At 72.3% G+C, this 21,348-nt stretch carries 16 protein-coding genes and 1 pseudogene; 9 read left to right on the forward strand and 8 right to left on the reverse strand.

Going from position 1 to position 21,348, the window contains the following annotated elements; translation table 11 throughout:
- Positions 1–219: 219 nt before the first annotated feature.
- Together ACZ601_RS37740 and ACZ601_RS37745 are read right to left on the reverse strand one after the other, a co-directional pair.
- Positions 220–795 (reverse strand): annotated as a pseudogene (locus ACZ601_RS37740) (Na(+)/H(+) antiporter subunit C); the annotation flags it as partial.
- Positions 792–3,710: a Na+/H+ antiporter subunit A gene (locus ACZ601_RS37745; protein ID WP_469546407.1), complete on the reverse strand. Its 2,919-nt coding sequence runs from the start codon at positions 3,708–3,710 to the stop codon at positions 792–794. The gene ACZ601_RS37745 and the pseudogene ACZ601_RS37740, both read right to left, overlap by 4 nt.
- 327 nt (positions 3,711–4,037) lie before the next feature.
- Here ACZ601_RS37745 and ACZ601_RS37750 point away from each other — a divergent pair, with 327 nt between their 5' ends.
- The 5 genes from ACZ601_RS37750 to ACZ601_RS37770 all read left to right on the forward strand — a co-directional run bounded on the left by ACZ601_RS37750 (position 4,038) and on the right by ACZ601_RS37770 (position 9,560).
- Positions 4,038–6,953 (forward strand): sensor histidine kinase, encoded by a 2,916-nt coding sequence (locus ACZ601_RS37750; RefSeq protein ID WP_469546409.1) that lies wholly within the window; start codon positions 4,038–4,040, stop codon positions 6,951–6,953.
- Positions 6,950–7,387, forward strand: a complete 438-nt coding sequence (locus ACZ601_RS37755) for a roadblock/LC7 domain-containing protein (RefSeq protein WP_311302621.1) — start codon at positions 6,950–6,952, stop codon at positions 7,385–7,387. Before ACZ601_RS37750 ends, ACZ601_RS37755 begins: the two co-directional genes overlap by 4 nt.
- Entirely contained in the window at positions 7,384–7,785 is a 402-nt protein-coding gene (locus ACZ601_RS37760) for a DUF742 domain-containing protein (protein WP_440577186.1), read from the forward strand. Before ACZ601_RS37755 ends, ACZ601_RS37760 begins: the two co-directional genes overlap by 4 nt.
- 6 nt (positions 7,786–7,791) lie before the next feature.
- Positions 7,792–8,361 carry a GTP-binding protein gene (locus ACZ601_RS37765; RefSeq protein ID WP_469546412.1) on the forward strand — a complete coding sequence of 190 codons (570 nt, stop codon included), beginning with the start codon at positions 7,792–7,794 and terminating at the stop codon, positions 8,359–8,361.
- A 65-nt stretch (positions 8,362–8,426) separates the two neighbouring features.
- A complete protein-coding gene (locus ACZ601_RS37770; protein WP_469546413.1) occupies positions 8,427–9,560 on the forward strand; it encodes an FAD-dependent monooxygenase in 1,134 nt (377 codons plus the stop codon).
- Positions 9,561–9,600: 40 nt separating this feature from the next.
- Here ACZ601_RS37770 and ACZ601_RS37775 read toward each other — a convergent pair whose 3' ends face one another.
- Positions 9,601–10,002 (reverse strand): RidA family protein, encoded by a 402-nt coding sequence (locus ACZ601_RS37775; protein WP_440577189.1) that lies wholly within the window; start codon positions 10,000–10,002, stop codon positions 9,601–9,603.
- Entirely contained in the window at positions 9,999–11,126 is a 1,128-nt protein-coding gene (locus tag ACZ601_RS37780) for an acyl-CoA dehydrogenase family protein (protein WP_469546418.1), read from the reverse strand. Before ACZ601_RS37780 ends, ACZ601_RS37775 begins: the two co-directional genes overlap by 4 nt.
- A gap of 184 nt (positions 11,127–11,310) precedes the next feature.
- Between ACZ601_RS37780 and ACZ601_RS37785 the strand changes: the two genes are divergently transcribed.
- From ACZ601_RS37785 to ACZ601_RS37795, 3 genes are read left to right on the forward strand one after another with little or no spacing between them, the layout of a single operon-like run.
- Positions 11,311–12,948 (forward strand): AMP-binding protein, encoded by a 1,638-nt coding sequence (locus ACZ601_RS37785; RefSeq protein ID WP_469546419.1) that lies wholly within the window; start codon positions 11,311–11,313, stop codon positions 12,946–12,948.
- 4 nt (positions 12,949–12,952) lie between these two features.
- Entirely contained in the window at positions 12,953–13,768 is an 816-nt protein-coding gene (locus tag ACZ601_RS37790; protein ID WP_469546422.1) for a PaaX family transcriptional regulator, read from the forward strand.
- Between the two features lie 43 nt (positions 13,769–13,811).
- Positions 13,812–14,648, forward strand: coding sequence for a GNAT family N-acetyltransferase (locus tag ACZ601_RS37795; protein WP_469546425.1), 837 nt, complete (start codon positions 13,812–13,814; stop codon positions 14,646–14,648).
- A 146-nt stretch (positions 14,649–14,794) separates the two neighbouring features.
- On the opposite strand, the gene ACZ601_RS37800 is transcribed toward ACZ601_RS37795, so the two are convergent.
- Together ACZ601_RS37800 and ACZ601_RS37805 are read right to left on the reverse strand one after the other, a co-directional pair.
- Positions 14,795–17,110: a bifunctional salicylyl-CoA 5-hydroxylase/oxidoreductase gene (locus tag ACZ601_RS37800; protein WP_469546427.1), complete on the reverse strand. Its 2,316-nt coding sequence runs from the start codon at positions 17,108–17,110 to the stop codon at positions 14,795–14,797.
- A complete protein-coding gene (locus ACZ601_RS37805; protein WP_469546429.1) occupies positions 17,095–17,922 on the reverse strand; it encodes an enoyl-CoA hydratase family protein in 828 nt (275 codons plus the stop codon). Before ACZ601_RS37805 ends, ACZ601_RS37800 begins: the two co-directional genes overlap by 16 nt.
- A 252-nt stretch (positions 17,923–18,174) precedes the next feature.
- On the opposite strand from ACZ601_RS37805, the gene ACZ601_RS37810 reads away from it, so the two are divergent.
- A complete protein-coding gene (locus tag ACZ601_RS37810; protein ID WP_469546513.1) occupies positions 18,175–18,609 on the forward strand; it encodes an ATP-binding protein in 435 nt (144 codons plus the stop codon).
- A gap of 81 nt (positions 18,610–18,690) precedes the next feature.
- Here ACZ601_RS37810 and ACZ601_RS37815 read toward each other — a convergent pair whose 3' ends face one another.
- A complete protein-coding gene (locus ACZ601_RS37815) occupies positions 18,691–20,118 on the reverse strand; it encodes an amino acid permease (protein ID WP_469546431.1) in 1,428 nt (475 codons plus the stop codon).
- A gap of 181 nt (positions 20,119–20,299) precedes the next feature.
- Positions 20,300–21,304, reverse strand: a complete 1,005-nt coding sequence (argF, locus tag ACZ601_RS37820; RefSeq protein WP_469546434.1) for an ornithine carbamoyltransferase — start codon at positions 21,302–21,304, stop codon at positions 20,300–20,302.
- Positions 21,305–21,348: the final 44 nt, after the last annotated feature.

Below are 21,348 nucleotides of genomic sequence, written 5' to 3' on the forward strand. Positions count from 1 at the left end.
GTCTCCTCGGTTCGGGTCGTCGGGTCGGGTCTCTTCTTCGGGGGCGGTCGGATGGTCGGGGGTGGTCGGCTCGTTGGGGGTGGTGGTCGGGTTGTCGGGGGCGGTCGAATCGGGGGCGGTCGGGTTGTCGGGGCCGGTCCGGTCGTCGGGGGCGGGGGCGGCGTCGGAGCCGAAGCCGGTGCCGGGTCCCGGTGCGGCGTCGGGGCCCGGCGCGGGGCCTTCGCCGTCGGCCGTCGCCGCGTAGTGCTCCGGGTCCGCGCCCAGGACGTCGTGCCACAGGTCGCCGGACGCGTCCCGGCCGCGGGCCTGGAGGGCGCGGTCGGCGCGCAGTCTGGCTCTCAGTCGGCGGCGCTCCGCGCGATAGCGGCGGCGTTCCTCCTCGGTGCGGTCGGACTCGGACCGGTACCGCTCGCGCAGTTCGTCGCGCTCCCCCAGTACCTCGGCACGCAGCACGATGCGCCGGTCCTCCAGGTCGTCGTGGACCTCGTCGGTACCGGTCAGCTGGTGGCTGCGGTAGGCCATGGCCAGGAGGAACGCGGTGGTGGCGAGGGTGATGACGATGGCGGTGAGGGCGATGGCCTGGGGCAGCGGATCGGTGACCTTGCTCAGCGCGACGCCGTAGAGCAGGGGTTCGCGGCCGGCCGTCCCGGTGGCGGACAGGACGAGCAGGTTGATGCCGTTGCCCGCGATCACCGCGCCCAGCAGGATCCGGGTGAGCGGCCGGGTGAGCATGAGGGCGCCGCCGACCGCGCACAGGACCGCGGCGGTCGCGAGGAGGGAGGCGCTGACGGTCATCCCGCGCCTCCCGTCCCGGGCGCCGGTCCGCGTCCGGCCGCCAGGTCTGCGGCCTCCTGCGCGGCGGCCCGCTCGATCTGCCGGTCGACCTTCGCACCGAGGGCCCGCACGATGTCCAACACCACGCCCAGCACCAGGAGATAGACACCGAAGTCGAAGACGACCGGCGTACCGAAGTGGTACGCGCCGATCAGCGGCAGGTGTCCGTCATACGTCCAGGCGTGCAGGACCGTGCCGTCGGCGAGGCCCAGCAGGGCGACCCCGGTGGAGAGGAAGAGCCCGAGGCCGGTGAAGAGTCCGGGCTGCAGCGGGGCGGCCTCGGCCAGTTCGAAGCGGCCGCCCGCCAAGTAACGGACGATCAGGGCGACTCCGGCGACCAGTCCGGCGACGAAGCCGCCGCCCGGCATGTTCTCCGCGCAGAACAGCAGATACACCGAGAGCACCAGGATCGGGTGGAACAGCAGCCTGGCCACCACCTCGAAGACGACGGAACGGTGCTCGGGCGCGAGCGTCGCGCCGGCCGCCAGCCAGCCGCGTTCCGGCGCCCCCTCGTCGCCGTGCGGCAGCCCCGGCAGCCGGCCCGTGGTCAACGACCAGGCGGTGTGCCCCTCCCGCTCCGGGGGCGCCGCGGCCCCCTCGGCCCGGCGGTGCAGATAGATCAGGCTCGTCACACCGATCGCGGCGGCGGCCAGCACGGCGGACTCCCCCATCGTGTCCCAGGCCCGCAGGTCGACCAGGATGGTGGCCACCACGTCCTTGAGGCCGTGGTGCGCGGTCTCCTCGACCATGGCGGCGCCCGCCGGACTCGCGGTGCGCGCGGCCGCCGCGACCCAGACGGCCACGCTCAGGGTGGCGGCGGCGGCCAGTGCCACCGGGATGCGCACGGCACGGCGCCAGCTGCTGACCGACTCCTGGAAGTGCACCGGCATCCTTCGCAGCACCAGCACGAACACGATCATCGACACGGTCTCCACGCAGAACTGCGTGAGCGCCAGGTCGGGCGCGCCCTGGACGACGAAGAGCAACGCGGTCCCGTACCCGGTGAGTCCGGCGAGCACCACGGCCTTCATGCGGCGTCTGACGGTGAGGCAGAGCAGGGCCGCCGCGCAGGTCAGCACGGCGATGGCCCCTTGCAGCGGTGCGTCCCAGAGCCGGGGCGCGGCGGCCCCGCGCCAGGGCCGGTCCGTGGCGAGCACGGCCAGCTGTCCGCCGAGCATCGCGAGCAGCGTGGTGGCGAGGTAGACGGAGAGCGAGCCGCGCTGGACGAAGCCGGTGATCTGGAGGGAGAGCCGCTCCAGTCCGAGCAGCAGATGCCCGAAGACGTTGTCGGCGGTCGGCCAGGCGATCCGCCGGGAGAGCCGGGTGACCCCGCCGCGCCACGCGAAGAGCGCGGCGCCGCCCGCCACGGCGACGGCCGAGAGCAGCAGCGCGGTGCCGAATCCGTGCCAGAGCGCGAGGTGGTAGGGGTGCGCGGGGGCGGGGAAGGTGTCCGCGTAGGCGCTCAGCAGGTGGTCGGTCCACCCGACGCCGGGGCCGAGGACCAGTCCGCAGGCGGCGAGCAGCGCGGGCGGGGCGAGGAAGGCCGGGCCGACCCGGTGGACCGGGGTGTCGGTGACGCCGGGCTTGCGCAGGAAGGCGCCCCAGACGAACCGGACGGTGTAGGCGACGGTCAGCATCGATCCCGCGACCGCGATGCCCAGCGCCCAGCGGTCCGCGGTGTCGCCGTGCAGCAGCGCCTCGAAGGCCGCCTCCTTCGCGGCGAAGCCCAGCAGCGGGGGGAGCGCGGCCATGGACGCGGCGGCGATCACGGCGACGGCGCAGACGTGCGGCAGGGCCCGTCCTACGCCGGAGAGTCTGCGCAGGTCCCGGGTGCCCGTCGCGTGGTCGATGATGCCGGTGACGAGGAACAGCGGCGCCTTGAACAGGGCGTGGCCGAGGATCATGACGGCGGCGGCCAGCGCCGCGTCACGATTGCCGATTCCGGCGAGCAGGGTGAGGAAGCCGAGCTGGCTGACGGTGCCGTAGGCGAGGACGAGCTTGAGGTCGTTGAGCCGCAGCGCCCGCCAGCCGCCGAGCAGCATGGTCGCGGCGCCGAGGACCATCACGACGGGCCGCCACACGGGGACATCGGCGAATCCGGGTGCCAGTCGGGCGACCAGGTAGACGCCGGCCTTGACCATGGCGGCGGCGTGCAGGTACGCGCTGACCGGGGTGGGCGCGGCCATGGCGTTCGGGAGCCAGAGGCTGAACGGCCAGATCGCGGACTTGGACAGCGCTCCGCACAGGATCAGCACCACGGCGACCGAGACGGCGACGCTCGTGCGGGGCGGGTCCGCGAGGATCGCGGAGATCCGGTAGGTGCCCGTCGACTGACCGAGGATCAGGAAGCCGACCAGCATGGCGAGGCCGCCGAAGGTGGTGACGGTGAGCGCCTGGAGGGCGGATCTGCGGCTGTGCCGGTGCTCGCTGTTGTAGCCGATCAGCAGGTAGGAGAAGACCGTGGTCAGCTCCCAGAACACATAGAGCGAGATCAGGTCGTCGGCCAGGACGAGCGCGAGCATCGCCCCGGCGAAGGCGAGCAGGTTCCCGGCGAATCCGGCCAGTTGCGGAGTCTCTTCGGTGAAGTACGAGGCGCAGTAGAGCAGGACGAGTGTGCCGACACCGGCCGCGAGCAGCACCATCAGTTCGGCCAGCGCGTCCAGGCGCAGGCCGAGGGCGACGTCGTAGTCCGGGATCCAGTGCCACGACCAGGTGACAGAGGCGCCGGAGGCGGCGGTGTCCCACTGGGTGAAGGCCCAGCAGGTGGTGGCGGCCGGCGGCAGGGCCAGTACGACGAACGCGCGCGTGCCCAGTCGCCGGACCAGCGGGTGGGCGCACGCGGCCAGGACGAAGTGGCAGACGATGAGCGCGGTCATACGGCTCCGCGGGTCGGTCCGCCGCACGATGTTGCAGAACGGGCAAAGGGCACTAAATACAGATATATCCCTTAACCGGCTTCACCCGTACGGCGCGCCGCGCCCACCCGTGCGCACTCAGATCGGTCGCGACTGCTCCGCGCGTAGATGGCGAGTCCGTGATTGTCCGGTGTTGGACATGTGAGGCCACTTACTTTTCATTTTTACAGTGTGGCTAATATCTATCTGTCGAAGTTCTAAACGGATTTGACCAGTCGTGAGGCTGGCATCATCGCCAAGGAGCATGCCCTGCGCACGCGCGCGTCTCGGCGGAGCGACTCGACCACCATGTCGCTGCGGACAGCCCTGCTCGTACTGGCCGTCGTCCCCGGTGTCGCACTGGCAGCCCTCTGGGCCGTCACCAGTGGTCAGACTCTGCTCGACTTCCAGACCCAGGCAGCCCAGGGGCAGTTGGCCCAGAAGGCCGGCCAGCCGTCCAACATCGTGTACTACAACCTGCAGGAGGAGCGTCGGCTGAGTGCCGAGGCGCTGGCCCGCGGCGGAGGAGCCACCGACGCGCTGAGCAAGCAGCGCAAGCTGACCGACGAGGCGATCACCAGCTTCCAGACCCTCTCCGACATCGACACCGGCGACGCACCCGGCGAGGTGCGCGACGCGGTCGCCCAGGCCCGCCAGGCGATCACCCAACTCCCCGCCCAGCGGACCCTGGTCGACGAGGGCGACGGCGATCAGCAGAAGGCCGTGTACCGCTACTACACGGATCTGATCACGGTCGATCTGCAGCTGTTCACCGCGCTCAGCCATGTGGACAACGGCAAGATCACCACGCTCTCGCAGCCGCTGGTCGACCTGTTCTGGGGCAAGGAGATGATCTCCCGGACGGATGCCCTGCTGGCCCGTGGCTGGCCCGACGGCAAGATCAGCACGGCGGACCTCCAGGAGGTCCGGCAGGCCGTCGCCGCCCAGCCGTTCCAGTACTCCTCCAAGGTCGCCCCCTACCTTCCGCCGGACGAGAAGGCGATGTGGGACGAGATCGCCGCCGGTCCCGCCTGGAAGACCAAGACCCAGGTGGAGACGGAGGTGCTGCGTCCCGCCGATCCGGACAGTGCCGGATTCGTCAGCCTCAGCGCCAAGGAGAAGACCTGGCGCGGCGCGATGGACGATCTGACTCCCCAGCTGAAGAAGCTGATGGAACACCGCACCGCGATGGTGGTCGAGAACGGCAAGGACAGCGTCATCTCGTTGCTGATCAGGGTCGTCCTGACCACCGTGGTCGGTCTCCTCGCGGTCATCGCGGTCATCTGGTTCACCTGGCGCCTCTCCCGTAACCTGCGCCGCCGTATCGGCGGGCTCCAGGAACGCGCAGAGGAGCTGGAGAGGACGCTGCCCGATGTGGTCGACCGCCTCGCCAAGGGCGAGCGCATCGACGTCGAGGCCGAGGCCCGTGCCATTACGCCGGACAGCGGGAGCGGCAAGTCCGACGAGCTGACGCAGCTGGGCAACGCGCTCAACCTGGCCCGCACCGGTGCCGTGGAGGCGGCCGTCAGACAGGCCGACCAGCACCGCGGCTTCGAGCGGCTGCTGCAGCGCATCGCCCGCCGCACCCAGCAGTTGATCGGTCAGCAGCTGAAGAAGCTGGACGAGCTGGAGCGCAAGCACGAGGACCCCGAGGTGCTGGACGGCCTCTTCGACCTCGACCACCTCACCGCCCGGCTCCGCCGCTACGAGGAGAACCTGGTGATCCTCGCCGGCGGCTCCCCGCACCGGCGCTGGCGCAAGCCCGTTCCGCTGCTGGACGTCATGCGCTCCGCCCAGGGCGAGGTGCAGGACTACCAGCGCGTGGTGCTGGACCTGGACGGCGCCCCGTGGCTCTCGGAGCGGGCCGTCGGTCCGGTCTCCCATGTGCTCGCCGAGCTGATCGAGAACGCCCTCAGCTTCTCCAGGCCCCCGAGCCCCGTCGAGGTCAGGGCGGCCCGGGTGAGCCGGGGACTGGCCATCGAGGTCGAGGACCGCGGCCTCGGCATGGACGAGCAACAGCTGGCGGACGCCAATGAACTGATGAGCCGGCCACCCAGGATGGACGTGCTGGCGCACTCCGACGACATCCGGCTGGGCCTGTACGTGATCGCGCGCCTCGCCGACCAGCACGGCCTGCGGGTGGAGTTCCGCCCCTCGGCCTTCGGCGGCACCCGCGTCGTCGTGCTCGTCCCGGACGCGCTCACGGTCACCGAGCCGCGCACCGGCCCGGTGGGCGTCCCCTCCCCCGAGGCCGCCCGGCCCGCCGCGCCCCCGGTGCCCGCCGCGACCGGCGACGCGGAGGCGCTGCCCAGCCGGGGCCGCGGCCAGGCCCTCGCCGGGGTCACCGCGCTGCACACCTCCGGCGCGCCGTTCGACGCGGCGGCCCCGTACAGCGTGGCGGCCCAGCCCTTCCCGGACGGGCAGCAGCCGCCCGCCCCGGCGGATGCCACTGCCGAAGGCACCGCGGAAGCCACTTCGGGCGCCACCGCGGGCGCCCCGGCGGACGACCCGTTCGGCGGCTCCTTCAACGCCGCGTCCGACGGGCGCGAGCACCCGTACCCGCCGTACACCGCACCGGTACCCGCGCCCGTTCCCGCTCCCGCTCCCGCCCCCGTGGCGTCTCCGTACGGTTCCGCCGGGCCGGTGTCCCCGTACGGCGGGTCCCACCAGGACCCGTACGACCGGGGCGAGCAGCCGTACATGAAGGCCGAGGGCCAGTACCCAGTACCGCACCAGCCGTACCCGACGCCGGAGGAGCCGTACATGACTCCGCAGCAGCCGTACCCGGGCCCGTATCCGGCGGGCGCCGCAGGTGACCGGAGCGGGTTCCCCGGCGCCCGGCTGCCGGAACCGCCCACCGGGCACCCCGGGCGGCTGCCGGTGGCCGAGCCCGACCATCCGGCACCGCCGTCGTCCGCCACGGCCGCCGGCGGCGGGGCCGGCCGGCCCGCGCTGCCCGTCGCACCGGCCTCGGAGCCCCCGTTGCCGCGCCGGGTACGGCAGGCCAGCCTCGCGGACGAGCTGCGGATCGACCCGGCCGCCGGGCCCGCCGCGCCGCGGCCGCAGAGCCGGGACGAGACCCCGCTCCGGCGGCCGGCCCCCCGAAGGGCCGGAGCCGCGATCGGAGCCTTCCAGCGCCGGTCCCGCGCCGCCCGCGCGACCGACGAACCGCCGACGGATCCCGGCCCGCCCGCCCACCTCCCCACGAGAGAAGAACGGTCATGACACGCACAACCGCCACTCATCAGGACCTCGACTGGCTGCTCGACGGCCTCGTGGACTCGGTGGCCGAGACGCTGAACGCCGTGCTGCTGTCCGACGACGGCCTGGTGGTGAGCCATTCGCGCACGGTCGAGCGCGCGGACGCGGAGCGGCTGGCCGCCATCTGCACCGGCCAGCAGAGTCTGGCCCGGGGAGTCGGGCAGCTCTTCAACGGCGGCGGCGTACACCAGGTGATCGTCGAACTCTCCGACCTGTGGCTCTTCATCATCTCGGCCGCCCAGGGCACGCACCTGGCCGTCGTCGCCTCCCAGGAGGTGGACGCCGAGATCATGTCGCTCGCCATGCACAACCTCGTCCAGCAGGTCGGCCAGAAGCTCAGCACTCCGGTGCGCGGTGAGTTCAACGCCTTCGGCGGCGGGGACGGGCCGCACGCGTGACCCCGCACTGGGAGGAAGAGGAGGAGGACGGGGCGGGCACCATGGTGCGCCCGTACACCATCACCCGTGGCCGGACCGCTCCCGAGCGGGACGACTTCACCCTCATCACCGTGCTGACGACCGCCCACGACCCGCGGGACGAACACGGCGCGGCGGCCAGGCCCGGCCGGCTCCAGCCGGAACACCGGATGATCCTGGAGCGCTGCCTGCGTCCCGCGGCGGTGGCCGAGGTCTCTGCCGACCTCAACCTTCCGGTCTCGGTGACCAAGATCCTGCTGGCGGACCTGGTGTCGCACGGCCTGTTGCTCGCCCGCGCCCCGCTCTCGGTGGCACGGGCGGCCGGTGGTGCGGACATGGGCGTGCTGGCCGCTGTTCGCGACGGACTCCGGAGACTCTGAGTAAAGATGACAAGCAGTCAGGCGGCCCCGGCCGCCGTCAAGATACTGATCGCCGGCGGCTTCGGCGTCGGCAAGACCACCCTGGTGGGCGCGGTCAGCGAGGTCGCACCCCTGCGTACCGAGGAGTTCCTGACCAAGGCCAGCGTCGGCGTCGACGATCTGGCCGGTGTCGGCCAGAAGGACACGACCACCGTGGCACTGGACTTCGGCCGGATCACGGTCAGTCCCGAGCTGGTCGTGTACCTCTTCGGCACACCGGGCCAGGAGCGTTTCTGGTTCATGTGGAACGACCTGGTGAACGGCGCGCTCGGCGGCGTCGTGATCGCCGACACCCGCCGCCTTGAGACCAGTTTCGCCTCGATCGACTTCTTCGAGAGCCGCGACATCCCGTTCGTGGTGGCGATCAACTGCTTCCACGGCCACAACACCCGTACCGCGGAAGAGGTGCGGGCGGCGCTCGACCTCGATCCCCATGTCCCGCTGCTCGTCGGTGACGTGCGTGAACGGACGTTCGGCCGGGACGTGCTGCTGGCCCTGGTCGAACACCTGATGAGCCTGCCGGTCGCGGCCGGCTGACGTTCCCGTCCGGCTCCGGCCGGTAACGCTGATTCCCGTTGACTCCCTCTCTGGAGAGACCCGATATGGCAACACCCCTGCGCGTCCTCATACACGGCGGCGGCATCGGCGGGCTGACGCTCGCCACCGCCCTGGCCCGGCGCGGCCACACCGTCGAGGTCGTCGAGCTCCGCGACGAGCTCGACGCACTCGGCGTCGGCATCATCCAGCCGTCCAACGCGCTCCACGTCATGCGGGAGATCGGGGTGCTCGACGACTGCCTGAAGGCGGGCTTCGAGTGGGAGGTCCTGACCATCGCGGACCCGGCCGGGAACACCCTGGCGGAGATTCCGCAGCCCCGGATGGACGACGCCCCCTCCAACAACGGCATACCCCGCCCCGCGCTGGCCCAGGTGCTCGGCAACGCCGCCCAGGCGGCCGGCGCCACGATCCGCTTCGGCGCCACCATCGCGGAGCTCACGGACGACGGCCAGGGCGTGGACGTCACCCTGTCCGACGGCGCGGCCGGCCGCTGGGACCTGGTCGTCGGCTTCGACGGCATCGGCTCGCCGCTGCGCACCCGGCTGTACGGCGACCGTTACGCCCCGCAGTACACGGGATTCGCCAACTGGCGCGTCACCATGCCCCGCCAGGAGCGGGTGAAGGGCGTCGTGATGAGCACCGCGGGACAGGCGGCCAAGGCGCTGCTCACCCCGATCACGGACGAACTGATGTACCTGGGCACGGTGTTCCCGGAGTCCGAGGACTTCCGGCCCGACCCGGAAAAGGCCCACGAGCAGCTCAAGGAGCGGCTGCCGATGTTCTCCGGCCCGGTCGCGGAGGCGCTCGCCTCGGTCACCGGCCCCGAGGACGTGGTGTACTCGCGGATCTCCCAGGTGACCGTCGAGGAGCCGTGGCACGTCGGCCGGGTGGTGCTGGCCGGTGACGCCGCGCACGCGAGCACCCCGCACATCGCGCAGGGTGCGGCGATGGCCGTGGAGGACGCGCTGGTGCTCGCCCAGTCGCTTGACGCCACGCCGGACGTCGCGGCCGCGCTCGCCGCCTGGGAGGAGCGCCGCCGCCCCCGTGCCATGTGGGTGCAGGCGATGTCGCGCGCCGTGCTCAAGCAGGAGACCGGCGGCGAGACGACGCCCGAGGAGGACGAGCTGCTGAAGGTCGGCATTCCGGGCGCAGCGCACGTGCTGGTGAAGCCGTACTGATCCGTCGGGCGGGCCGCGCGGTACTGGCCGCGCGGCCCGGTCAGGGCAGTACCGCCGTGCCGTCGATCTCGACGAGTGCCTGTTCGTCCCAGAGCCGGACCGCTCCGATCACCGCCATCGCGGGGTAGTCGCGGCCGGCCAGCCGCCGCCAGATCCGGCCCAGTTCCGCCGCGTTCGCCCGGTAGTCGGCCACGTCGGTGGCGTACACCGTGACCCGGGCCAGGTCCGCCGGGGCGCCGCCCGCCGCGCGCAGGGCGGCGAGCAGATTGGTGAGCGCGGTGGCGAACTGCTCGGGCAGGGTGGTCCCGACGATGTCGCCGCGCTGGTCGAGCGCGGTCTGCCCGGCCAGGAAGACCAGCTGGCTCCCGGTGACGGTGACCGCGTGCGAGAAGCCGGCGGGCGGCGAGAGTTCGGCGGGGTTGATGCGGTGGATCGGGCTCATGCGGACGGCTCCCGGTTCGCGTACAGCTCCTTGGCGATGATCGTGCGCTGCACCTCGCTGGCGCCCTCGTAGATCCGCGGGGCGCGGACCTCCCGGTAGAGGTGTTCGAGCAGGTGGCCCCGGCGCAGGGCGCGGGCGCCGTGCAGCTGGACGGCCGTGTCCACGACGAACTGCGCGGTCTCGGTCGCGAACAGCTTCGCCATGGCGGCACGGCGCGGGACACCCGGCTCCCCCGCGTCGTACGCGGCGGCGGCCGCGTGGACCAGCAGTCGGGCGGCCTCTGTGCGGGTGGCCATCTCGGCGACCTGGTGGGAGACGGCCTGGAGATCCGCGAGCGGGCCGCCGAACGCGGTGCGGGTCGCGGTGTGTTCCACGGTGGCGTCGAGCGCCGCCGCGGCCATGCCGACGGCGAAGGCTCCGACGCTCGGCCGGAACAGATTGAGGGTGTTCATGGCGACCCGGAAGCCCCGGTCCGGCTCGCCCAGCACGTCGTCCCGGTTGACCGGCACACCGTCGAAGGCGAGGGCCCCGATCGGGTGCGGCGAGAGCATGTCGAGGGGGCTGCCGGTCAGCCCCGGACGGTCGGCCGGGACCAGGAACGCGGTGACGCCCCGGGCTCCGGCGCCCTGCGTCGTACGGGCGAACACGGTGTAGAAGTCGGCCTCGGGGGCGTTGGAGATCCAGCACTTCTCGCCGGTCAGCCGCCAGCCGTCCGCTGCGGGCGCGGCGTCGAGCGCCAGGGCCGCCGCGTCGGACCCCGCCCCCGGCTCGCTGAGCGCGAACGCGGCGACGGCGCGGCCCGCCCGGACCTCCGGCAGCCAGCGTTCCCGCTGGGCCGCCGTGCCCGCCTGGACCACGGGGCAGCTGCCGAGGCCCTGGAGCGCGAGCGCGGTCTCGGCCTCCGTGCAGCCCCGGGCCAGTGACTCACGCAGCAGGCAGAGGTCCAGGGCGCCGGAGCCCAGCAGCCGGTCCAGCAGCCCCAGCTCACCGAGGGCGGCGACCAGCGGACGGTTCACCCGGCCGGGCTCGCCCTTCTCCGCGAGGGGGCGCAGCCGCTGCTCCGCGAGGGTGCGCAGTTCCTCGCACCAGGCGGTCTGGGCCGGATCGAGCGAGAATGCCGTCATACCGGCGCCTCTCTTGTCGGAGTCCCGTCGGAAGCTGTACGCGGTGCCGTTCACTTCGCGGTGCCGTTCTTACGCGCCTTGCCTCGTACTTACGCGCCTTGCCTCGTAGCCAGTTTTATCGCGGACCGTTGACTACCGTCACCCAAACGATACGCTCCAGAGGCGACAAGGGGGCGAATCCGTCATGGACCCGAAGACCTCAGCGCACATCGACACTTTTGCCAGGGACCACCTGCCACCCGAGGACCAGTGGCCGGAGCTGGTCTTCGACCTGCCCGAGCTGCGCTATCCGGACCGGCTGAACTGCGCCGCCGAACTCCTGGACCGTACGACCGAACGCTTCGGACCCGACCGCGCGGCCTTCCGTACGCCGGACGGCGCGGTGCTGAGTTACGGGGAGCTGCGCGAACTGGTCGACCGGATCGCCCATGTCCTCACCTCTGACCTCGGAGTCGTGCCCGGCAACCGGGTACTGCTGCGCGGACCGACCACGCCCCGACTCGCCGCCTGCTGGCTGGCGGTCCTGAAGGCCGGCGCGATCGCCGTCACCGTACTGGCCCAGCAGCGGGCCTCCGAGCTCGCCACGATCTGCTCGATCGCCCGGATCACCCACGCCCTGTGCGACGCCCGCTCGGTCGACGACCTGGCGAGGGCCCGGGTACCCGGGCTGCGGATCACCGCGTACGGCGGCGACGCGCCGGACGACCTGCTACGGCTGGCCGCCGCGAGACCGGGCCGATACCCGGCCGTGGACACCGCGTCCGACGATGTCGCGCTGATCGCGTTCACCTCGGGCACCACCGGCCGCCCCAAGGGGTGCATGCACCTGCACCGCGATGTGCTGGCCATCGCGGACACCTTCTCCCGGCACGTCCTGCGGCCGGTGCCGGAGGACGTGTTCGCCGGCTCCCCGCCGCTCGGCTTCACCTTCGGGCTCGGCGGTCTTGTGGTCTTCCCGCTGCGGGCCGGCGCCTGTGCGCTGCTGCTGGAACAGTCCGGCCCCAAGCTGCTGCTGCCCGCCCTCGCCGCCCACCACGTCTCGGTGCTGTTCACCGCGCCCACCGCCTACCGGGTGATGCTCGACGGGCTCGACGGACACGACCTCTCCGCGCTGCGCCGCTGTGTCTCCGCAGGTGAGAACCTGCCCGAAGACACCTGGCGGGCCTGGCACGAGCGGACCGGTCTGCGCATCATCAACGGCATCGGCGCCACCGAGCTGCTGCACATCTTCGTCTCCGCGGCCGATGACGCGATCCGCCCCGGCACCACCGGCGTCCCGGTGCCCGGCTGGCAGGCCCGGGTGGTGGACCGGGACGGCACGCAGGTCCCGGACGGCGAGCCGGGGCTGCTGGCCGTACGCGGACCGGTCGGCTGCCGCTACCTCGCCGACGAACGGCAGCGGGAGTACGTACGGCACGGCTGGAACCTCACCGGCGACACCTATGTGCGCGACGCGGACGGCTACTTCCGCTACGTGGCCCGCGCCGACGACATGATCATCTCCTCCGGCTACAACATCGCGGGCCCGGAGGTCGAGGACGCCCTGCTGCGCCACCCGGAGGTGGCGGAGGCCGCGGTGGTGGGCCGTGAGGACGAGCTGCGTGGCCGGATCGTGGCGGCGTACGTGGTGCTGCGGGAGGGCTCCGCGCTCTCGGCCGACGCGCTGCGCGCCTTCATGAAGACGGAGCTGGCCCCGCACAAATGCCCCCGCCTCATCACGTTCCTGCCCGCACTCCCCCGTACCGCGACGGGCAAACTGCAGCGGTTCCGGCTGCGTACGGACGACCCGGGTACCGGCCCCGCCACGCCCGGCCGAGAATGATCGCATGGCCGAACCGCACGCACCCCGCTCGCTGATCGTCACCCTCTACGGTGCCTACGGCCGGACCCCCGACGAGGCCCCGCTGCCGGTCGCCGGGATCGTCCGGCTGCTCGGTGCCGTCGGCGTGGAGGCCCCGGCCGTACGGTCCTCCGTCTCCCGGCTGAAGCGGCGCGGGCTGCTCGTCGCCGCCCGGACGGCGGACGGGGCCGCCGGGTACGCGCTCTCCGCCGACGCCCGCCAGCTGCTCGACGACGGCGACCGGCGCATCTACCGGCACCCGGCCCCCCGGCTCGACGACGGCTGGGTGCTCGCGGTGTTCTCCGTACCGGAGGCCGAGCGCGACAAGCGGCACCTGCTGCGCTCGCGGCTCTCCCGGCTGGGTTTCGGCACCGCCGCCCCCGGTGTCTGGATCGCCCCGGCGGGGCTGTACGACGAGACCCGGCACACCCTGGAGCGGCTCGGACTCGCCCCGTACGTCGACCTGTTCCGCGGTGACCACCTGGGTTTCGCCGCCACCGGCGAGTCGGTGGCGCGCTGGTGGGACCTGGAGGCGGTGGCCCGGCTCCACCACGGCTTCCTGGAGCGCCACGAACCCGTGCTGCGGGCCTGGGACTCCCGGCCGGACGAGGTACCGGATCCGGAGGCGGCCTACCGGGACTACCTGCTGGCGCTGGACTCCTGGCGGCAGGTGCCGTACGCGGACCCGGGGCTGCCGCCGGAACTGCTGCCGCGGGGGTGGCCGGGCACCAGATCCGCGGAGGTGTTCGGGCGGTTGCACGAGCGGTTGCGGGACGCCGGGGCGGCGTTCGTCCGCGGATAAACCGGCTGCGCCCCCGGTGCCGCGCCCGGCAGAATGCGCGTGCATGACATGGACCTTCGCCGACGACGTCGACGTCTTCCTCGACGCGGCCGGCGCCTCGCTCGCGGCCCGGCCGGCCGAGAACACCCTCGTGCTGACCATCACCGCGGCCCTTCGCCGCCACGGTCCGCACGCCTTTGGTGAACACCCCCCGCTCCTGGGCTGGTGGCGCGGTCCCGGTGGCGAGGTCGCGGGGACCCTGATCCACACACCGCCCTATCCGGTCTCGCTGAACACGCTCGCTCCGCAGGCGGTCGGCCCGCTGATGGCCGCCCGCCCGCTCACCCGCGTCAACGCGGACCGGGCCATCGCCGAGGCGGTGGCGGCCCACTGGCCGGCGCACCGGGTCGACGAGGAGGAGCGGCTCTACCGGCTGGGCGAACTGGTGCCCCCCTCGCCCGCGCCCACCGGCAGGGCCAGGCCCGCGACCCCAGCCGACCGGGAGCCGCTGCTGCGCTGGTTCGCGGCGTTCAGCGCCGAGATCGGCGGGCCGGACCGCGGTGTGGGCCATCACGAGCGGGCGGTGGACGAGCGGACGGCGGAGGGCAGGCTGACGCTCTGGGAGGACGGCGGTGTCCCCGTGTCGATGGCGGGCGTCTCGCTCCGGCTCTCCGGCACGGTCCGCGTCGCTCCGGTCTACACCCCGCCCGAGCACCGCGGCCACGGGTACGCGGCGGCGGTGACCGCCGAGGTCAGCCGCGTGTCCCGGGAGGCGGGCGCGGCCGAGGTGCTGCTCTTCACCGACCTGTCGAACCCGACCAGCAACGGCGTGTACACACGGATCGGCTACCGGGCGGTCTCGGACCGGATGCTGGTCAGCGTGGCGTCCGACGATGGCTGAGGCCGCCGAGCCTCGCCGGCTGATCGCGGCGGTACGGGGAGCTGGGGCAGGAGTCGCGCGCGGGCACGAAGGCGTTCCGGGGCGGGGCGAAGGTCGATGGTCATCGACATCTGCCCAGGCACGGGCAACGAGCAGCTGACCGCCGCTCAGCCCAGGGTGAGCCGCGGTTTCGGTGCGTCGGTGCGGCCGGCCGGCGGGGTGCGGCTGCCCGCGCGGTACGGGAGCGGCCAGGGCGCGCCCGGTCCCGGGTAGCCCTGCTCTGCCGCCGCGTGCAGCGTCCAGTGCGGGTCGTAGAGGTGGGGCCTGGCCAGGGCGCAGAGGTCGGCGCGGCCCGCGAGCAGCAGGGAGTTGACGTCGTCCCAGGAGGAGATGGCGCCGACCGCGATGACGGGCACGCACAGGGTGTTGCGGATCCGGTCGGCGTACGGGGTCTGGTAGGAGCGGCCGAACTCGGGCTGCTCGCCGGGGACGACCTGCCCGGTGGAGACGTCGATGGCGTCGGCGCCGTGCGCGACGAACGCGCGGGCGATCCCGACGGCGTCCTCGGCCGTGGTGCCGCCCTCGGCCCAGTCCGTGGCGGAGATCCGGACGGTCATCGGGCGGTCGTCCGGCCACAGCTCCCGGACCGTGTCGAAGACCTCCAGCGGGAAGCGGAGCCGGTTCTCCAGTGATCCGCCGTAGCGGTCGGTGCGCCGGTTGGTGAGGGGCGAGAGGAAGCCGGAGAGCAGGTAGCCGTGGGCGCAGTGCAGTTCCAGGAGGTCGAATCCGCAGGCGTCGGCGCGGCGGGCGGCGTCCGCGAACTGCCCGCGCACGGCGTCGAGTCCGGCCCGGTCCAGGGCGTGCGGGAGCTGGCTGACCCCTGGTGCGTACGGGATCGGGGAGGCGGCCATCAGGGCCCAGTTGCCCGCGTCGAGCGGCTGGTCGATGCCGTCCCACATGAGCTTGGTGGAGCCCTTGCGGCCGGAGTGGCCGAGCTGGACGCCGATGGCGGTGCCGGGCGATCCGGTGTGCACGAAGTCGGTGATCCGGCTCCAGGCAGCGGCCTGTCGCTCGTCGTAGAGACCGGTGCAGCCTGGGGTGATGCGCCCCTCGGGGCTGACGCAGACCATCTCCGTCATGACCAGCCCGGCGCCGCCGAGCGCCCGCGCGCCCAGGTGGACGAGGTGGAAGTCGCCGGGGACGCCGTCGGTTGCCGAGTACATGTCCATGGGTGACACGACGACGCGGTTGCGCAGTTCGAGTCCGCGCAGCCGCAGCGGGGTGAACATCGGCGGGGTGCCGGGCGGGCAGCCGAACTCCTCCTCGACGGCGGCGGTGAAGGAGGAGTCGCGCAGCCGCAGGTTGTCGTGGGTGACGCGGCGGCTGCGGGTGAGGAGGTTGAACGCGAACTGGCGGGGCGGCTGGTCGACGTACGTCCCCAGCTCCTCGAACCAGCGCAGGCTGGCCGCGGCGGCGCGCTGGGTCGATTCGACGACGGGGCGGCGCTCGTTCTCGTACGCGGCGAGTGCCTCTGACAGTCCGGGCTGCTCCTCGACGCAGGCGGCGAGCGCGAGGGCGTCCTCCACGGCGAGTTTGGTGCCGGAGCCGATGGAGAAGTGCGCGGTGTGGGCCGCGTCACCGATGAGGACCGTGTTGCCGTGCGACCAGTGGGCGTTGACGACGGTGCTGAAGGTGAGCCAGGAGGAGTTGTTGGAGCGCAGCGGCCGGCCGCCGAGCGCGGCGTCGAAGATCGTGGCGCAGTGCCGGATCGACTCGGCCACTTCGCAGGTGTCGAATCCGGCGGCCCGCCAGACCTCTTCGCGCATCTCGACGATGACGGTGGAGGCGTCCGGGGAGAACGGGTAGCCGTGCAGCTGCATGACGCCGTACGCGGTCTCGGCCGTCTCGAAGCGGAAGGCGTCCAGGGCGAAGTCGGCGGCGAGCCAGATGTAGCGGCAGCGGTGGTCGCTGACGCGGGGGCCGAAGCTGTCGGCGTGGGCCTCGCGGGTGGCGCTGTGCACCCCGTCGGCGGCGATGACCAGGTCGTGGGAGGCGGCGAGTTCGGCGGCGGGCGGGGCCTGGGTGCGGAAGCGGAGCCGCACCCCGAGGGAGGCGCAGCGTTCGTGCAGGATTTCCAGGAGGCGGCGGCGGCCGAGCGCGGCGAATCCGTGGCCGCCGGAGGTCTGGGTGTGGCCCCGGTGGACGATGTCGATGTCGTCCCACCGGACGAACTCCTTCTGGAGCGCGCGGTGGACCGTGGGGTCGGCGTGTTCGATGCCACCGAGCGTCTCGTCGGAGAGGACGACGCCGAAGCCGAAGGTGTCGTCGGGGGCGTTGCGCTCCCAGAGGGTGATCTCGCGCTCCGGGCCGAGCCGCTTGAGCAGCGCCGCGGCGTAGAGCCCGCCGGGGCCGCCGCCGATGACGGCGATACGGTGCGGGCCCTTCGGGTCCCCGGTGCCGGAGACGGTCACCGGCCTTGCCACTTCGGCGGCCGCTTCTCGGTGAAGGCGGCGTGGAACTCGGCGTAGTCCTCGCCGTGCATCAGCAGGGCCTGGGTGGCGGCGTCCATCTCGACGGCGGCGGCGAGTGGCATGTCGAGTTCGGCGGTGAGCAGCGCCTTCGTCTGGGCGAGGGCGAGCGCGGGGCCGTCCGCGAGGCGGCGCGCCAGCTCCCCGGCCCGCTCGTCTGCGCGGCCCTCCTCGGTCAGTTCGCTGATCAGCCCGATGCGTTCCGCCTCGGATGCGCGGACGGGGTCGCCGAGCATCAGGAGTCTGGTGGCGTGGCCGAGGCCGACCACCCGGGGCAGCAGATAGGCGGCGCCCATGTCGCCGCCGGAGAGCCCGACGCGGGTGAAGAGGAAGGCGAACTTGGCCGTCGGGTCCGCGATCCGGAAGTCGGCGGCCAGCGCGAGGACGGCGCCCGCGCCCGCGGCAACTCCGTGCAGGGCCGCGACGACGGGGAAGGGACATTCGCGCAGGGCCCGTACCACCTGGCCGGTCATCCGGTTGAAGTCCAGGAGCTGGGCGGTGTCCATCGCGAGGGTGGCCCCGATGATCTCGTCCACGTCGCCGCCGGAGCAGAAGCCGCGCCCCTCACCGGCCAGCACCAGGGCCCGCACGGAACGCTCCCTGGACAGCTCGGCCAGCAGGTCCCGCAGGTCCGCGTAGGCGCCGAAGGTCAGCGCGTTGAGCTTCTCTGGGCGGGCCAGAGTGACGGTGGCGACCCCGTCGCGCGTCGTGACCCGGAGGTGGCGCCAGTTCTCCGTACGTGGTGCGGAGCTGGGAAACGGGCTCATGGAGGGTGGTCCCCTTCAGCCGTCGGGCTGCTGCTTGCCCCGAATTTATCACTCGTACGTGACTTCCGTCACGAGTACGCGATAGCTGACGCGGAGTGTGAGGCCTCGGACACGTGGAGCGGGGAACGCAGTGACGAAAGTCCCCCTTCGTACCGGTCGACAGCCCCTTGTCCGAGCCGCGATGCTTCGTACGGTTGAACCAGGAAGCAATGCGTTCCAGGAACGTTTCGACTCCGAATGGAACCCCCCGCCGTGCCGCCCGATGTCCCCGCCCCCGCCTCCTGGCGGATCGCGCTGCCGCACACAGCCGCGGCCGTGCCGATCGCGCGCGCCCTGATCCGTACGGCGCTGGCGGACATCGAGGCCTCGGCGGACAGCGACACCGCCGAACTCCTCACCGCCGAACTGGTCGCGAACGCGGTGGAGCACACCCCGGGCGACGAGCCGGTCGAGCTGGTGGTGGAGCTGCTGCCGACCGGCTGCCAGGTGGAAGTGCACGACCGCGATCCCGCGCCGCCGGGCGATCTCTCCCGCCCCGGCCCCGGCAGCGAGCCGGACCTCTGGCAGGAGCACGGCCGGGGGCTGCTGCTGATCCGGACCCTCAGCTCGTCCTGCGGTCACCGCACGACGGAAGGGGGCAAGGCGGTGTGGTTCACCCTGCCGTCCCAGGCCGGCCCGGTGGACTGACGGACGTACGGACCGACGCGCGCCTCGTACGGATCAGGCTGAGGCGCCTCGTACGGATCGGGCTGACGCGTCTCGTACGGATCAGGTCCCGGTCCGGCCCGCCAGCCGTGACCGGCTTCGGCCGTAGCAGGCGTACAGCACAGCGCCGGCCGCGAGGAACACCGCGAACTGCGCCCAGGTCGTCCAGCCGGTCCCGTACATCAGGTAGACGCAGAAGCCGACACCGAGGAGCGGACCGACCGGGTGGAGCGGGATCCGGAAGGCGCCCCGCACCTCGGGATTGCGGCGGCGCAGCACGATCACCGCGATGTTGACCGCGACCATGGTGGCGAGCGTGCCGATGGTCGTCAGGTTCACCACCACGTCGAGTGAGGAGAAGGCGGCGGGGACGGCGAAGACGGTGGCCACGATCCAGGTGTTGGCGACCGGCGTCGAGGTGCGCGGCGAGACCCGTTCGAAGACCCTCGGGACCAGGCCGTCGCGCGACATCGACATGAGGATGCGGGTCTGCCCGTACATCACCGCGAGGACGACCGAGGCGATGGCGACGATCGCCCCGAAGGCGATGATCCCGCCGCCGACCGTCGAGCCGGTGACCCGGTCGACGATCAGCGAGAGCGCGGCCGGCTTGTCGGAGACGGCGTCCGGGCCGAGGGCGCCGATGGCGGCGAGGGCGACCGCGCAGTAGAGCAGCGTGACCAGGCCGATGCAGATCATGATCGCGACCGGGATGTTGCGCCGGGGGTTCTTGACCTCCTCGCCCGCGGTGGTGATGGCGTCGAACCCGATGTACGAGAAGAACGCCAGCGACGCCCCGGCGGTGACCCCGCCCGCGCCGTGCGCCGCGAACGGGGTGAGGTTGCCGTGCTCGAAGGCGGTGAAGGCGATGGCGCAGAACATCACCAGGACGGTGATCTTGAGGACCGCCATCGCGGCGGTGGCTCCGGCGCTTTCCCGGATGCCCCGCACCAGCAGGGTGGCGGCCATCATGACGACGATGACCGCGGGCAGGTTGATCACGCCGCCGTCACCGGGTCCGGAGGAGAGCGCGGCGGGCAGCTGCCGTCCGAAGAGGCTGTCGAGCAGCTCGTTGACGTACTGGCTCCAGCCCACCGCTACGGCGGAGACGGATACCCCGTACTCCAGGAGCAGGCACCAGCCGACGAGGAAGGCGACGCGTTCGCCGAGGGTGGCGTAGGCGAAGGAGTACGAGCTGCCGGACACCGGGATGGCGCTGCCCAGCTCGGCGAAGGAGAAGGCGGTGAAGATGCAGGTGATCGCGGCGAGGACGAAGGACAGCACGACGGCCGGGCCCGCCTCGGCCACGCTGTCGGAGAGGCCGACGAAGATGCCGGTGCCGACGACGGCGCCGACTCCGAAGCACACCAGCTGGAAGAGCCCCATGGTGCGTTTGAGGCCGTGCCCCTCCAGGTCGGCTCCCGACTCCGCGATCAGCTGGTGGGGGTCCTTGACGCGGTACGGCGGTCCGGGCAGACGCAGGGGGCTCACGGGGCTGTTCTCATCTCTGGTGGTGCATGCGGGGGGGAGGTGCGCCGGGGCCGTGGGGGGCCGGTGGGGCGCACGAAAATGGGGTTCGAGCGTGCGAGCTCGAACCCCACCAATGGGACCATGATAGGCACCCATGCGCATATTCACCCAATTGAGCGCATGAACATGCGGTCTGTACCGATCAGCGCCCGGCCAGCGTCGCGACCAGCACCGCCTTGATCGTGTGCATCCGGTTCTCCGCCTCGTCGAAGACGACCGAGTGCGCCGACTCGAAGACCTCGTCGCTGACCTCCAGCTCGGTCAGACCGTGCCGGGCGTGGATCTCCCGCCCCACCTTGGTGCCCAGGTCGTGGTAGGCCGGGAGGCAGTGCAGGAACTTCACGTCGGTGTTTCCGCTGGCCCGCAGGACGTCCATGGTGACGGCGTACGGCGCGAGGGCGGTGATGCGCTCGTCCCAGACCTCCTTGGGCTCCCCCATCGAGACCCAGACGTCGGTAGCGATGAAGTCGGCGCCGCGCACACCCTCGGCGATGTCCTCGGTGAGCGTGACGGTCGCCCCGCTTGCCTCGGCGAGCCTGCGGGCCTCCGCGACGATCCCGTCGGCGGGCCAGTAGGCCTTCGGCGCGACGATCCGCACGTCCATGCCCAGCAGGGCGCCGGTGACCAGGTAGGAGTTACCCATGTTGAACCGGGCGTCACCGAGGTAGGCGAAGGCGATCCGCTCCAGCGGCTTCGTGCTGTGCTCGGTCATGGTGAGGTAGTCGGCGAGCATCTGGGTGGGGTGCCAGTCGTCGGAGAGTCCGTTGAAGACCGGCACCCCGCCGTGCTCCGCCAGCTCCTCGATGGCCGCCTGGCTGTCGCCCCGGTACTCGATCCCGTCGAACATCCGGCCCAGGACGCGCGCGGTGTCCTTCACCGATTCCTTGTGCCCCATCTGGGAGCCGGACGGGTCGAGGTACGTGGTGGCCGCACCCTGGTCGGCGGCGGCCACCTCGAACGCACACCGGGTACGGGTCGAGGTCTTCTCAAAGATCAGCGCGATGTTCCGGCCGCGCAGCCGCTGTACCTCGGTCCCCGCCTTCTTCGCGGCCTTCAGCTCGGCGGCCAGGTCGATCAGGCCGCGGAACTCCTCGGCCGTGAAGTCCAGCTCCTTGACGAAGTGGCGGCCTGCGAGGTCTATGGCCATGGTGACTGCTCCTGGGTCGGGCGGGGGACGCATACGGTAACCCT

This window comes from Streptomyces sp. NPDC104307, assembly GCF_055584045.1.

Bases quoted from the DNA above. Each gene is read 5' to 3' on its own strand.
- ACZ601_RS37745 (WP_469546407.1), bottom strand. From the start codon at position 3,710: ATGACCGCGCTCATCGTCTGCCACTTCGTCCTGGCCGCGTGCGCCCAC.
- ACZ601_RS37750 (WP_469546409.1), top strand. From the start codon at position 4,038: ATGTCGCTGCGGACAGCCCTGCTCGTACTGGCCGTCGTCCCCGGTGTC.
- ACZ601_RS37755 (WP_311302621.1), top strand. From the start codon at position 6,950: ATGACACGCACAACCGCCACTCATCAGGACCTCGACTGGCTGCTCGAC.
- ACZ601_RS37765 (WP_469546412.1), top strand. From the start codon at position 7,792: ATGACAAGCAGTCAGGCGGCCCCGGCCGCCGTCAAGATACTGATCGCC.
- ACZ601_RS37770 (WP_469546413.1), top strand. From the start codon at position 8,427: ATGGCAACACCCCTGCGCGTCCTCATACACGGCGGCGGCATCGGCGGG.
- ACZ601_RS37775 (WP_440577189.1), bottom strand. From the start codon at position 10,002: ATGAGCCCGATCCACCGCATCAACCCCGCCGAACTCTCGCCGCCCGCC.
- ACZ601_RS37780 (WP_469546418.1), bottom strand. From the start codon at position 11,126: ATGACGGCATTCTCGCTCGATCCGGCCCAGACCGCCTGGTGCGAGGAA.
- ACZ601_RS37785 (WP_469546419.1), top strand. From the start codon at position 11,311: ATGGACCCGAAGACCTCAGCGCACATCGACACTTTTGCCAGGGACCAC.
- ACZ601_RS37790 (WP_469546422.1), top strand. From the start codon at position 12,953: ATGGCCGAACCGCACGCACCCCGCTCGCTGATCGTCACCCTCTACGGT.
- ACZ601_RS37795 (WP_469546425.1), top strand. From the start codon at position 13,812: ATGACATGGACCTTCGCCGACGACGTCGACGTCTTCCTCGACGCGGCC.
- ACZ601_RS37805 (WP_469546429.1), bottom strand. From the start codon at position 17,922: ATGAGCCCGTTTCCCAGCTCCGCACCACGTACGGAGAACTGGCGCCAC.
- argF (WP_469546434.1), bottom strand. From the start codon at position 21,304: ATGGCCATAGACCTCGCAGGCCGCCACTTCGTCAAGGAGCTGGACTTC.